This is a genomic window from Flavobacterium rakeshii, from assembly GCF_009741375.1.
GTDB lineage: Bacteria > Bacteroidota > Bacteroidia > Flavobacteriales > Flavobacteriaceae > Flavobacterium > Flavobacterium rakeshii.
Window position 1 is genome coordinate 223,296 of record NZ_WOWP01000013.1, and the last position, 13,810, is coordinate 237,105.

At 36.5% G+C, this 13,810-nt stretch carries 16 protein-coding genes; 9 read left to right on the forward strand and 7 right to left on the reverse strand.

Features of this window, described 5'->3' with window-relative positions; all coding sequences use genetic code 11:
- Window positions 1-21: 21 nt before the first annotated feature.
- From GN157_RS04820 to GN157_RS04835, 4 genes are all read right to left on the reverse strand, one after another.
- Window positions 22-219, reverse strand: coding sequence for a hypothetical protein (locus tag GN157_RS04820; protein ID WP_157481974.1), 198 nt, complete (start codon window positions 217-219; stop codon window positions 22-24).
- Window positions 220-365: 146 nt separating this feature from the next.
- Entirely contained in the window at window positions 366-1,028 is a 663-nt protein-coding gene (gene mnmD, locus GN157_RS04825) for a tRNA (5-methylaminomethyl-2-thiouridine)(34)-methyltransferase MnmD (protein ID WP_157481975.1), read from the reverse strand.
- Window positions 1,029-1,490 (reverse strand): hypothetical protein, encoded by a 462-nt coding sequence (locus tag GN157_RS04830; RefSeq protein ID WP_157481976.1) that lies wholly within the window; start codon window positions 1,488-1,490, stop codon window positions 1,029-1,031.
- Complete coding sequence (locus tag GN157_RS04835; protein ID WP_157481977.1) at window positions 1,490-2,053, reverse strand: DUF4920 domain-containing protein; 564 nt, start codon at window positions 2,051-2,053, stop codon at window positions 1,490-1,492. The genes GN157_RS04830 and GN157_RS04835 overlap by 1 nt, the downstream gene beginning before the upstream one ends.
- 196 nt (window positions 2,054-2,249) lie before the next feature.
- Between GN157_RS04835 and GN157_RS04840 the strand changes: the two genes are divergently transcribed.
- The gene (locus tag GN157_RS04840) at window positions 2,250-3,308 is read left to right on the forward strand and encodes a branched-chain amino acid aminotransferase (RefSeq protein WP_157481978.1); all 1,059 of its coding nucleotides are present in this window, start codon (window positions 2,250-2,252) and stop codon (window positions 3,306-3,308) included.
- Window positions 3,309-3,380: 72 nt separating this feature from the next.
- Here the strand turns inward: GN157_RS04840 and GN157_RS04845 are convergent, their stop codons facing one another.
- Window positions 3,381-3,764 carry a pyrophosphohydrolase domain-containing protein gene (locus tag GN157_RS04845; protein ID WP_157481979.1) on the reverse strand — a complete coding sequence of 128 codons (384 nt, stop codon included), beginning with the start codon at window positions 3,762-3,764 and terminating at the stop codon, window positions 3,381-3,383.
- A 394-nt stretch (window positions 3,765-4,158) separates the two neighbouring features.
- Between GN157_RS04845 and GN157_RS04850 the strand changes: the two genes are divergently transcribed.
- The 8 genes from GN157_RS04850 to GN157_RS04885 all read left to right on the forward strand — a co-directional run bounded on the left by GN157_RS04850 (window position 4,159) and on the right by GN157_RS04885 (window position 12,378).
- Window positions 4,159-4,734, forward strand: a complete 576-nt coding sequence (locus tag GN157_RS04850) for a hypothetical protein (RefSeq protein WP_157481980.1) — start codon at window positions 4,159-4,161, stop codon at window positions 4,732-4,734.
- A gap of 44 nt (window positions 4,735-4,778) precedes the next feature.
- Complete coding sequence (locus tag GN157_RS04855) at window positions 4,779-6,530, forward strand: sensor histidine kinase (protein ID WP_197429395.1); 1,752 nt, start codon at window positions 4,779-4,781, stop codon at window positions 6,528-6,530.
- A complete protein-coding gene (locus GN157_RS04860; protein ID WP_157481982.1) occupies window positions 6,527-7,141 on the forward strand; it encodes a response regulator in 615 nt (204 codons plus the stop codon). The genes GN157_RS04855 and GN157_RS04860 overlap by 4 nt, the downstream gene beginning before the upstream one ends.
- Before the next feature lie 136 nt (window positions 7,142-7,277).
- A complete protein-coding gene (locus GN157_RS04865; protein ID WP_157481983.1) occupies window positions 7,278-7,592 on the forward strand; it encodes a hypothetical protein in 315 nt (104 codons plus the stop codon).
- A gap of 176 nt (window positions 7,593-7,768) precedes the next feature.
- A complete protein-coding gene (locus GN157_RS04870) occupies window positions 7,769-8,365 on the forward strand; it encodes a penicillin-binding protein activator LpoB (RefSeq protein WP_157481984.1) in 597 nt (198 codons plus the stop codon).
- A gap of 32 nt (window positions 8,366-8,397) precedes the next feature.
- Window positions 8,398-10,632: a COG3014 family protein gene (locus GN157_RS04875; RefSeq protein WP_157481985.1), complete on the forward strand. Its 2,235-nt coding sequence runs from the start codon at window positions 8,398-8,400 to the stop codon at window positions 10,630-10,632.
- Between the two features lie 13 nt (window positions 10,633-10,645).
- On the forward strand, window positions 10,646-11,023 hold the full coding sequence (locus tag GN157_RS04880; protein WP_157481986.1) for a hypothetical protein: 378 nt from the start codon (window positions 10,646-10,648) through the stop codon (window positions 11,021-11,023).
- A 128-nt stretch (window positions 11,024-11,151) separates the two neighbouring features.
- Window positions 11,152-12,378, forward strand: coding sequence for a GyrI-like domain-containing protein (locus GN157_RS04885; protein WP_157481987.1), 1,227 nt, complete (start codon window positions 11,152-11,154; stop codon window positions 12,376-12,378).
- Window positions 12,379-12,454: 76 nt separating this feature from the next.
- Here GN157_RS04885 and GN157_RS04890 read toward each other — a convergent pair whose 3' ends face one another.
- Complete coding sequence (locus GN157_RS04890) at window positions 12,455-13,171, reverse strand: tRNA threonylcarbamoyladenosine dehydratase (RefSeq protein WP_157481988.1); 717 nt, start codon at window positions 13,169-13,171, stop codon at window positions 12,455-12,457.
- The gene (locus GN157_RS04895; RefSeq protein ID WP_157481989.1) at window positions 13,164-13,808 is read right to left on the reverse strand and encodes a TatD family hydrolase; all 645 of its coding nucleotides are present in this window, start codon (window positions 13,806-13,808) and stop codon (window positions 13,164-13,166) included. The genes GN157_RS04890 and GN157_RS04895 overlap by 8 nt, the downstream gene beginning before the upstream one ends.
- Window positions 13,809-13,810: the final 2 nt, after the last annotated feature.

The window sequence follows — 13,810 nt, forward strand, 5'->3', positions numbered from 1 at the left end:
CCTTGTGGGCTCCTTTAATTTTTATTGTTCTACATATATAAGACAAGCTTTTAATTCAGGCTTTTCAGTCGTAAAATTATTAAGCCAGTCTACAAGCTGTTCCACTTCATAGGGTAATAACAGCTTAATCGCTTTTTCTACTTCCTTACAAAATAATTTTGGATCAAAACTTACGTTTTCCAAAATCGTTTTTGTGTAAGCAAACATACTTCTGGGCATAATTAAAAATAAAAATAATATTGTGTTAAATGGTTAGTGCTTCTATTAGAATGCATGTAAAGATAATAATAAAAACAACATATAGATGAAAATTAACTATATCGATTGCGTTAAAATTTTAATTAACTTAAAGTTTTAACATAATATTAATACTTAAAAGCCCTTAGCATTTCTCTTTTTCCGGGTGGTCCGGGAAGTTTTTCTGTGGTAAAACCCGCTTCCTGCATGGCTTTCTTAATACTTGTTCTGCATGCATAGGTTATCAGTACACTATTGGGTTTTAAAGCCTTATACATTTTAGAAAAAATTTCAGTAGTCCACAATTCGGGTTGGGCATGAAACCCAAAAGCATCAAAATAGACAATATCATACAATTCGACATCTTCTATCTCACTAAAAAACTGTTTTCTTTTTAGTAAAGTAAACTTATCATTTATTTCAACCTGTTTTTCCCATTCGGCATCGTGCATAGCCTCAAAAACACTACTGTATTGCTGCGCTTCAAGCTGCTCTACATAGTTAAGCAGTTTTACCTCCTCTGCCTCTACCGGATAGGCTTCTACCCCTGTGTACTTAATTTTTTGCCCTGTTTTAACAGATTCCAAAAAAGTAATAAAAGCATTAAGCCCTGTACCAAAGCCAATTTCTAAAACAGAAACAGGCCGATCCTGTAGTAAGGTCAGCCCATTTTGTATAAAAACATGATACGCCTCTTGAATCGCTCCAAATTTAGAGTGGTAACTTTCCTTCATATCAGGAAGATGTATCGTTACCGATCCGTCCAGCGTTTGTATAATTTCTCTTTTCAATTACTTAATGTATAATTTTTTAATCCTTGGAATAGGACCGCCACATTTAGATGCGTGACAACTAAGGCATGAGGTTACCCCTTCGTTAAAGCGTTCCTTAACGTTAACCGTATCAATATAAATACGCTTTTGAGCCTCAATATACTGCTTGGCATGCTCTTCAAAAAACAAGTCACGATCTGACTCATCAGTCATCAAAGTAGTATGTATCCTTAAAAAATGTTTTGGAAAAGCCCCTATGGTATCCCCTTTTATAATACGTTCCCTTAGCCTCATGTTATCAACATACATCTGTTCCATTAAAGCTGCCATTGGAGACATTTCATACATCTCAAATTTCTTTTCGGCTTTGGTTTCCTTTACAGGAACTTCAGCCTCGGGAGCAGCTTCTTTTACAGTTTTATCTTTACATGATGCCAGCATTATAAAGACCGACAATACCGGTAATAACTTCCTTCCCATTATTTAGTGATTAAAACACCATCGGCCATAAAGCCATATGTTATTTCCGGTTCAGTAATCTTAGCAATCTCAGCTTCCGATTTACCTCCGTCTTTAGCATAATGCCTTAACTCACTTACCGATATTTCACTAACAAAAGCTTTACCGCTTACAACAGCGTCCTGCCCTGCAGCGTTTAACGGCACAAAGAATGCATAGTCTTTAAACTTCACGAAAGATTCGTTTTCATCCTCAAGACCTAACGACATCCAGCAACCTTTCTTTTGGCAAACGTCATTAATATGAGCGCGGAATTTTACATTAACCGTATCGCCCGGTTTAAGGCTTTTGTACTTAGCAAACATTTCTTTGTTTGTTAATGCCTCATTAGCATCAATCTCATCGCCAAAAGATGCATATAAACCATCGTTTGCTGTTGTATCATCTTCGTTAATAGAATCGGTATCAATGTTTATTGCTCCGTTTTCCGTTTCAACAACAGTGTCTTCTGATTCCACATTTGTATTGTTTTTACAGGCTGTAAGTGCCAAAAGTAATGACACTGCAAATAATGATTTTTTCATTTTTTTAGCGAATTATGTTTAGTGTATGCAAATTTATACAGAAAATTATAAAGGTCACAAAAAGCTAAGCATTATTTATTTTTCTAACATCCAATAATTTACACCCGTTTTACTGCGTATTTTTTAACAAATTCTGCTTTTTGGACTTTTTTTTAGTAAATTTGCAAGAACACTACTATTATAACTAATCTAATAAATGAACGAAAACGACATTACAGTAAACCTTGCCCCGGGTTCTAAAATTGATTCAGTTGATTTTGAGAATCTTACTTTCGGCAACGTGTTTACCGACCACATGCTTATTTGTGATTACAAAAACGGTGTGTGGGATAAACCTGTTATCAAACCTTATGAACCTTTTTTAATAGATCCGTCTGCAAAAGTATTCCATTACGGTCAGGCCATTTTTGAAGGTATGAAAGCCTATAAAGATGAAAATGACGATGTATGGTTATTCCGTCCGGATCAAAATTATGAGCGTTTTAATAAGTCGGCCACAAGGCTTGCAATGCCTGAAGTACCTGAAAATGTATTTATGGACGGACTTAAAAAGCTTATTGAAATTGAAAAGGCATGGGTAAAAAAAGGTAAAGGTAATTCGCTTTATATCCGTCCGTTTATGATAGCAACAGGACCTGGTGTTTTAGCCGCTCCTGCTAATTTTTATCGATTCATGATTATACTTTCTCCTGCTAAGTCATACTACTCAGGAGAGGTTAAAGTACTTATAGCCGAGCATTTTAGCCGTGCTGCAAATGGTGGTATTGGTGCTGCAAAAGCGGCAGGTAACTATTCAGCACAGTTCTACCCTACTAAGTTAGCTAACGAGCAGGGATACCAACAGGTAATATGGACTGACGATGCTACACATACCAAGCTTGAAGAAGCCGGTACAATGAACGTATTCTTCAGGATAAACGACACTCTTTATACTGCTCCAACCAGCGAAAGGATACTTGATGGTGTTACCAGAAAGAGCCTTATTGAGGTTGCTAAAAGAGAAGGTATTAACGTAGAGGTTCGCCCTGTATTGGTTAGCGAACTTGTGGAGGCTGCCGAAAACGGTACTCTACAGGAAGTATTTGGTGCAGGTACTGCCGCTGTGGTAAATCCTATTGTAGGCTTTAGCTACAAGGAGAAATACTACGAGTTACCAAAACAGGAAAACTCTGTAGCACTGTTCCTTAAAGAGAAATTAAACAACATACAGTACAAACTTGCCGAAGATACCTTTGGCTGGACTGTAAAAATATAATTACCTCATTAGGTATAAATAAAAAGCCTCAGCAAATGCTGAGGCTTTTTATTTATACGGTAGTTTACTATACTATTTAAGTATCTCTTCAAAGTTAGGTTTAAAGTAGTTAGGTCCTTTCATTACCTTACCGTCTTCACGATAAATAGGCTTACCATCTTCACCCAGTTTACTCATATTACTACGCTGAATCTCGTCAAAAACCTCTTCAATTTTATGCTGTAGTCCGTGTTCAATAATAGTTCCGCATAAAATATAAAGCATATCACCAAGAGCATCGGCAATTTCGGTAAGGTCGTTATTTTGTACAGCCTCAAGGTATTCTTCGTTCTCCTCTTTCATCAGGTTAAACCTTAGCATATTTACAGCCTCTCCTAAATCGGCTTTAGGCTGTTCGCTTATTCCTAATCCAAAAGCACTGTGAAACTCCTTTACGGCATCTAATTGTTTTTTCATGATAATCGTATTTTAAGTTTTAAAAGTATAGAAAATTAAACAGGCTTATTGTAGCTTTGCAAAAAAGATTTCAACATGTTTAGTACAGGCCAATTGTATTTTGCTGCATTTTTCGTTGTAGTTTTTGTAGCAGCCATGATATACGTTTACAGGAAAGACCTTAAACTCCACAAAAAGTATTACAAAGGAAGTTACTGGATACTAATAGCTTTCCTTGCATTTATAGCAATTTTGTTTTGCATTAAATACTTTGTAAAAGAATAATCCTACTAAAATTGTTAAAAAAATAAAGTAAAAATCCCCGCTAATGGGGATTTTTTTTTTACCTTTTGTGTTACAATTTTGTAAACCAACATTTTAAAACAATAATAACCAACCTTTTAAAACAAAAATTATGAGTGCAACAAATCCCTATGAAACATCAGGAACTTACAGCTCTGCATCAAGGAGCTTTAACCTGGACTTCCACATCACTAAAGAAGATCCTTTAAACAAGTATCATTTTTATCAGAAGTTTGACATCTCACAAACCATAATCGACGAAAACGGTGACCAGAAGTTTTTAAGTGCCATTTTAGTTTTCATGAAAAAGAAAACTGATAACGGAGGAACATTACTAACAAACCTGGCTGACCATAACTTACTGGTTAACAATAGTGATTTAATTCCTTACAGTTCAGAAACATTTGATTATGATGCTGAAGACGCTTTAATTGTCCTGTTCCACGATAACACCTTTAACTCATCATATCCAGGATATTTTCATGGAAAAGCAAATATGCTTTATAATGACATGAAAAAAAACGGTTTAACTTATTCACGCCATCAGGCACCTGACTTAAACCCTTTATTTATACCAAAATCTAATATTCCTAACCTGATTGACGAAACTCCTGATGAAGACGGTCTACCATTTATTAGACCAAGAACTGCAGGCTTAACCATAATTAAAAGAAGTTTAAGACCTTAACATTGAAAATACGTATACAAAAATTAAAACTTATATTCATGCTCATGGCTATAACAGTCATGGGCATGACCTATGCCCAGCAGCCGGGATTTAAAGAGGTAGAAAACGATATTAATGAAAACAGGCTGGAACTGGCTACACAAAAACTAAAGCTACTGGAAAAAGACACCACCGGTTTAGAAAACAGGGCATGGTATCATTTACTAAAAGCTAAAATTTACGATTACAAATACATTGACTCCTTAGCATTACAAAACTACATGTCTGCCCGCGACCTGTACAATAAAGCAGGACTTATAGACCAGGCAATACAAATAAACCTTAATATTGCTTACCTTATCAAGTCGCAAAAAAACAGCGACAAACTAAATCCCGAAAAATACCTTAACGAATACTTGGACTATGCTAGGAAAAGTAACGATTCATTAAAATTAGCCAAGGCTTACATAGAAATAGCCTCTACAAAAATATCATATGAAGAGAGTGAAGAGAGTTATGAATACTTTCAAAAGGCTAAGCAAATAAATAAAAAGCTTGGTAATAAAGAGCTTGATTCACAAATAAACAACAATCTGGCTGCTTTATACAACGATTTTTTAAACAAGCCCGATTCGGCACTATTCTATCTTAAAAAAGACCTTATTTACCTAAAAAGCAAGCCCAATAACAATTATGACATCTGTACAAATTACATAAATCAGGCAGCTTCATATTATTATTTAGGAAACTATACTACCTCCATACAACTCTTAAAATCGGCCGACAGCATACCAATAAATGAATACCCTATTGGTATTAAAAGCGTGATAAATAAAATTTTATCACTCAACTATGCCGAAAAAAACGACTACAAAAAAGCCTATGAGGCTTATATTGAATATAAAAGTTTTGAAGATAGTATAAGCGCTCAGGAACAGAGCCTTACTATCTCTGAAATGGAAACCAAATACCAAACACGCGAAAAAGAACTTCAAAATGAGGTATTAACCAACGAAGTTAAAACAGGTAAAATTTTGGTATATATATTTATTGGTCTGCTTATAGCGAGTCTTGTTATAGGTTTCCTTATCATAAAAAATGCCCGCAGGCGGGTACATATTTCCAAACAGGAAAAACTTATAGAGCAGCAAAAACTGGAAAAAGCATTAAAGGAGTTTGAACTTAACAGTATCGACCTTATGCTTGAAGGGCAGGAAAAAGAACGGGAGCGTATTGCAAACGATCTTCATGACAATCTTGGCAGTATGCTGGCTACACTAAAAATGAACTTTGAACACCTTCGTATGCGTAAAAACGAAATACGTGAAGAAGAAGATAAATTATACGATCGTACTGATCAGCTAATAGAAGATGCCTATCAAAAAGTACGCACTATAGCCCATGCTAAAAATGCAGGGGTATTTGCTAACGAAGGTCTTATACCTGCCATAAGGAAAATGGCAGGAAAAATATCTATTCCGGGCAAGTTAACCATTGAGGTTCTTGCTGTTGGTTTTAATAAAAGATTGGAAAATAAAATTGAAATTGCTATCTTTCGGATGGTTCAGGAGCTGAGTACCAACATAATAAAGCACTCTAAAGCAACAGAGGCGTCCATTCAGCTAACTAACCACGACGACAATATCAATATCATAATAGAAGATAATGGTGTAGGATTTAAAAGTACTACAGCACCATCTTCAGACGGAATGGGATTAAATACCATTACTAAAAAAGTTGAACAACTTGGCGGCACCTTTACTATAGATTCCACTCCTGGTAAGGGCACAACCATAATAATAGACTTACCAATATGATACGATTAGCTATTGCAGAAGATCATCAGTCGCTTATAGACGGTATTAAGATTTTTCTTGAATACGAAGATGACATTAAAGTTGTAGGTGAAGCTAACGACGGCGAAAAGCTGTTGGAAATTGTACGTTCCAAAAAACCCGATATTGTAATTACCGATATACGCATGCCGAAAACCGACGGCATTGCAGCTACAAAAGAAATAAAGAAAGAGTTCCCAAACTGCAAGGTTATTGCCTTTAGCATGTTTGAACAGGAAGAGGCCGTTAGCCAAATGACTCACGCAGGTGTAGACGGTTATATTATGAAAAACTCTTCCCTAAAAGTAGTATTAGCAGCCATTAGAGCGGTTATGAAAGGGGAAACTTTCTTTGACGATTCCATCAAGGCTGCCACTCCAAAAAAAGACGAAGGCGATGTACCTTTAAGCAAACGCGAAAAAGAAATTGTTAACCTTGTAGGACAGGGAAAAACATCGCAGGAAATTGCCGATCTCCTTTTTATAGGAAAAACAACTGTAGACACACACAGAAAAAACATACTTAAAAAATTAAGCCTGCATGGTAAAAGCGAACTCCTTCGCTATTCCATGGAACGGAAATATGATTTTTAGTTTTGGTAGAATTAACAAATCATTTTTTGATTTTTTTTGTAGTAAAAATACCCAGCAATGGGTATTTTTTTGCTTTCCCCTAAAACGGAACTTTGTAATAAATAATTTAAAGTACTAACCTTAAAATCAATTTATTATGAAGACAATCAAATCAATCATGATCTTATTTATGCTACTAACTGTACCTGTGGCATTTGTATCTTGTGAAGAAGAAGAAACTACAGAAGTAAGCGGTAACGATGTTTGCCTGGATCAGCTGGAAGTACTGGCAGATATTCTGTATGAAAAAACCCTAATTTTTAGTGACAATGCAACACCTTCTACCTGTAGCGCGGTTAGAACTGCAGCCCTAAATCTTATTAATGCTGCCGAAGACTGTGGTTATGGTTACCTGTATCAGGAACAGGCTGATTTTTGGATTGATTACGACTGTAGTATTTTCAACGATTAATTACAAAAAAATAATCACCTGAAAAACAAACATTTAATTGGATTAATATAAGCTAAATACCCTTTCGGGTATTTAGCTCCCAAAAAAATGGCATCAATGTTGTAAAGAGGTTTTAGTATTATTTTAACAATAACCTTTTTTAACTATTTTTGAATTATTAATCAAACCGAATAATTATGAAAACTTCTTACAAATTTATTTTAGCTTTTGTTTTAGGATTAGCCCTAACCAGTTGTGCTTCTAAAGTTCAGCGTATGAGTGAAGACAGTGTTACCGACCTAAGCGGAAGATGGAACGAAACCGATTCAAGACTAACTGCAGAAGAAATTACTGCCGAACTTATGTCACACTCTTGGTACAGCACTTATGCTGCCGAAAACGGAGGTAAAAAACCGGTTATTATTGTTGGTATGATTACTAATAAATCACACGAACATATTGCTACCGAAACTTTCTCTAAAGACATTGAAAAAGAGATTATCAACTCTGGAAGAATGAAACTTGTTCAGGGTGGCCCAATGAGAGAAGAGATTAGAGCCGAAAGAGCCGATCAGCAAAACTACTCTTCTCAGTCTACCATGAAAAAATTCGGACTTGAAAACGGTGCCGATTTCATGCTTCAGGGAACAATAAACTCTATTGTAGATCAAAAATCTAAAGATAAAACTGTTTATTACCAAGTTGACCTTGAGCTTACCAATATCCAAACTAACGATAAAGTATGGATTGGTGACAAAAAGATCAAAAAATACATTGGTAAGAAAAACATGTAATTTCTTGTTTCAACACCAAATAAACAACCAACATGAAAGCAACCAAAAACATACTTAAAATGCCTGCAAAACTGGCATTACTACTGTTATTGATTGCCTTTCAATCCTGTAGTACCTATAACACCAAAACCGCAGATATTGAAAGCGATTTATTTAATGGTGATTTTAATAAAGCCATAACAGGCATTGATAAAAATAAATTCCTTAACAAAAACAGAAACAGGCTTTTATACCTGCTGGAAAAAGGAAAAGTAGAGCATCTTAGCGGAAATTATGAGGCAAGTAATACTCTTTTTGAAGAGGCTTACATCATGATTGAAGACAGGATGACCAAAACCAATGCAGGACAGGCCATAGCTGCGAAATTTACCAATCCTATGGCCGAGCCCTACAAAGGTGAGGATTTTGAAAAGGTAATTATTCATTATTACAAAGCCCTTAACTATTTTCATTTAGGTCAACCTGCCGAAGCCCTTGTGGAGGCAAAAAGGATTAACATTAAGTTATATGAACTCAATGAAAAGTATAAGGAAAACAAAAACAGGTATAGTGAAGATGCCTTCTCTCAAATCCTGCAGGGTATACTTTACGAAAGTACCGGCGATATAAACAATGCCTATATTGCTTACAGGAATGCCGAAGAGATTTATGCTAAAAACGGCGACATGTACTTTGATGTACCTACTCCCCTACAGCTTAAAAAAGACCTGCTAAGGACTTCTAAGTTAATGGGCTTTAGGGACGATTATGAAAAGTACAGTAGTAAGTTCAAGCTTACAGACGATGCTGCTACTAAAGCAACTGGAGAAGCCATAGTATTTTGGGAAAACGGGTTTGGTCCGGCTAAAGATCAAATTGTGATTACTGCCAGTGGTACCGATGGTTTCTTTTACGGCACCTATTATGACGGAGCCACACAGGAAGAAATATTTATTCCTATACCTGTAGGCTTTAACATAGGTAATGTAAATGCCATAGCTATCCCTAAATACAGGGAAAGGGGTACTTATTACAGTAATGCTGCCATAGAGGTAAACAATCAGGATGTTCCTTTTAACTTAGCCGAAGACATTTACCCTATTGCAAAACAGTGCCTTAAAGACAGGATGCTTCGTGAAACCATAGATCTTGTTGCTCGTTTTGCTACAAAAAAAGCAGCAAGTGCAGGTTTAGGCGCACTAGGTAAAGAGCTTTTTGGCGATACCGCCGGAGACCTTATTAAACTGGGAGGCGATGTTGCCGGAGCAGCAACCGAAAAAGCCGATACCCGTAACTGGCAAACCCTGCCGGCTACCATTAGCTACATTCGGGTACCGTTGCATGAAGGCGAAAACAAGTTCCTAATCAAAAAACAGGGGCCTCAGGGTATTGATAGAGATACGATTTATATTCAGTATAAAAAAGGGCTTCAAATAGTTAACTATTTTGATTTTGGAAGAACAGAGCTTATACAACCTGTTAATAATAGCCCTGCAGTAGCGGCAACTCCCAGAGCAGTAGCTCCTAAAAAAGAGGTTGCTCCAACTATGTCATCGGGACTTACGGCACAAAACCAGTCTGACTTAAAGGTTAAAAAAGCACTTGCCATACCGGCAGAGAAAAGAGCATTCAATCCGGCACCAAGCCATGTAACGGTAAAGTCGGTTATTGATAATTATATTGCGGCTTCCGGTGGTGAAGACAAGATAAGGAACATAAAAACCCTTATGTCGAGAACAAATACGCTAAGCGATTACAATGGCACTACCACAAAAATTGAAGTGGTTTCTAAAATGACAAGTCAAAATGATATGTTTATTCAAAGCTATACAAACGGCAAACTAACTTATACCCTTGTAGTGAATGATAACGGAGGGTATATGAAAATGCCTGACTTAGAACCTACCGAACTGGACAAAACCCTGTATGAGTCTATTAAAAACGGAAATACACTTAGAGATAATTACTCTGTTCCGTTAAAAGATCCAAATGCAAGGCTGGAAGGCATAGGTTTTGTAGATAAAAAGGAAGCTTATGTTATTAGTTACAAAGATGCTAAAACCAATGCCGACATGTTAAACTATTATGATGTCGAATCGGGTCTTCTTGTAGCAAGCTCGGCAACAATAGAAACAACAAGCAGCACCTCATATTTTACTGATTACAGAAAAGTAAACGGTCTTGCTTTCCCTTTTAAAACCAAAACAGTAACACCTACAGGTCAAACTGAGGTTATAACGGCTGAGATAAAGGTTAACGAGGGAGTAAACGCAACAGATTTCCAATAAAAAAACAATGCTCATGAAAAAGTTTATACTACTCGCATTTTTCTTTTTTGCCTTAAACACTGCTTTTGCCCAAACCAATAACGGATGGGGAGAATGGCAAAAAACAAGCTGTTACTCAAAAATTGAGTTCCGCTTAAAATATGACGGAAAAAACGGAGAGCAGCACCATTGGAAAGTGCAGTTTAAAAATAATTACAACAGCCTTATATCATTTAACTATACAGTGACAGATAAGGTACAGCAGTACACATTAACCACTCACAGGAAAACACTTAAAGGTGGCAAACAAAGTGAAGAAGCTGATTTGTTTACTGAACTGGATGATATTTACATACTTGTAGACAAGGTAAGTATGACTCCTTATCCCGAAAACTTTATAGAATGTGAATAAGGCATTTTAAAATTACAAAAAACTCCGTTAAACGGAGTTTTTTGCTTTTTAGTACTTAAACGTAACAGTTATTTGCTTTCTTACAGGAAATTTATACATTTACGTAAAATAAGAAAGTCACCGCCTATATGAAAATTGTTAAGTACCTCTTCCTTCTCTTGTTGCTGGCATCAATAGCAGGAACTGTATTTATAGCTACCCAAAACGGTAAATATGATGTTACTGAACAATTAACCATAAAAGCTCCAAAAGACCTTGTTTACAACTTTGTAGGAAATTTAAAAAACTGGGAAAACTCAGGGATTCTTACAAAAGATACTACCGCTATCTATACTTTCTCTGACACAACCACCGGCGAAGGTGCCTATGCCAACTGGGCTACAGGCAGTGTAAAAAACCTTGCCACCTCTCCTAACGACTCCATAACACAAACATCTGTATTAAACGACAGAGATATTGAAGTACACTGGACATTTAAAGACACCTTAACCGAAGCTACTAAAGTTAACCTTAGAATGAAAGGACAACTTAGCTTTATGGAAAAGGCTTATGCCATACTTAAAGGCGGAACCGATAAAAAGGTATCCAACCTAATTAACCATAGCCTTAAAAGGGTTAACTACATGCTTGTAAACCGTGTCAACTTTTTTGAAATAAAGGTAGACGGTATTATGCCAAAAGAAGGAACTTATTATATAGCCGACTCCACCAGCTGCAAGATATCTGAAATGCAGCAAAAAATGCCGGGTATGTTTGCCAAGGTAAACAAATTTGTTACCGATAATAACATTGCTACAAACGGTAAACCTTTTACCTACTATTATATTTTTGACGAAGCTAAAGATAGTACAGTGTTTATGACCTGTATTCCGCTTGAGGATGAAATACTGATGTCTGAAGGAAGTGAATTCAAAGCAGGACAAATAAAGCGTTTCAATGCGCTTAAAACGACTTTAAAAGGTGATTACAGGCATCTTAAAAAAGCTTGGGACGCTGCCTATAAAAACATTAAGAAAAACAAACTGGAAGAGAATTTTGAGCTTCCGTACCTTGAGGTATATACTAAAGGCCCTGCCGATACAAAAGAAACTACCGAATGGATTACCGATATTTATATTCCAATAGTTACTTCTTTACCTGAAGAAGAGGCAACACAGACAAACGACAGCACAATAACAGTAACTGAGGCATCTACAGTTTCCAGACCGCGCACAACGAGAAAGAAAACTCCAACGGTTACCCCTATAAACACACAGCCTGTTAGTGTACAGCCTACAATAGCCTTACCAAAAAAGGACACAACTTCTAAAAAGAAACCCGTACAGGATACCACAAACCAGTCGGGATTAAAATAAATACCCTTTTATAAAAAGGGTGCTAACCCTATCTTAACTAACATTACAAACAAAAAATCCCCTTAACGGGGATTTTTTAATGCTTTAGTATATACTTTACAACGGTTTCGGCGGCATGAAGCCCAAACAGGGCAGGCATCCAGCTGTTAGTCCCAAAGAATGACTTCTTAAAGTTTTTACCGTCGGTCATTTTAAGGCTTGTCTGATCCGGTTCTTCGGTAGAGAAAACCGCCTTTACACCTTTTGTAATACCTTCTTTCTTTAAACGCTTCCTTATGTTTTTAGCAAGCGGACAATATTCGGTTTTACTAATGTCGGCCACTTTTACCTTAGAAGCAAGGTATTTCCCTCCTGCTCCCATATTGCTAATAATTTTTACCTTCTTCCTTTTTGCTGCAACAATAAGGTTAAGTTTTGGCGTAACACTATCTATACAATCCAGTACATAATCAAACTCTGGCGTTACAAGCTCAAAAGCTCTTTCGGGAGAAAGGAACTCCTCTATCCTTGTAAGGTTAAGCTCGGGGTTAATATCCATAAGCCTGTCACCTACTATTTGTACTTTTGGCTTTCCTACGGTAGAGTGCAATGCCGGCAGCTGACGGTTAATATTTGTAATATCTACAGTATCACCATCAACAATTGTCATATTACCTACTCCTGCCCTGGCAAGAAACTCGGCTGCAAACGATCCTACTCCACCAAGTCCCACAACCATTACCTTTGCGTTTTTTAATCTATCAAGCCCTTCTTTTTTAAATAAGAGCTCTGCTCTCTCGGTCCATTCAGCCATTCTTAAAAACGGTTTTAAAATTATTGCTTACTATATTCTTTAATTCTTCTAAATCTATATTTTTTGCGGTTGCAGCCTTTTCATATACCAGTTCCAATCCTTCTTCAATAGTATCGGTCTCCATAAAAAACCTGTCGTTAGGCACTGTAGCAAACACAGCCGAAAGTTCGGGATTACGCAACAGGTATTTTCCAAACGAAATATAAAAACCATTATCCAGTAGTTGCTTAGCTACCTGAGCATTTTTAGAAAACCCGTGAATTATCATGGGCTCCTCAATTTTTAACTGCTTTTTAATAGCTATTGCTTCCTGATAAGCGGCAACGCAGTGCAAAATTACGGGTTTTTGATGTTTTTTTGCTAACAGAAGCTGTTTTTCAAACACTTCCTGTTGCACATTTAAGGGTATTTCAATACGTTTATCCAGTCCGCACTCACCAAGGGCAAGACAATTATTCATTGCCAACCTTTGGTCAATTACAGCTAAATGCTCCTCCAGCCTTTCTAAATCTATATACCAGGGATGTATACCGGTAGAGAAATAAGGTACATCTATTTCCTCATAAGGGTAGCGGTTTACTATTTCAAATATGTTGCTATTAGCCGTGTAGTTATGGGTATGTAAATTATAGAGCATTA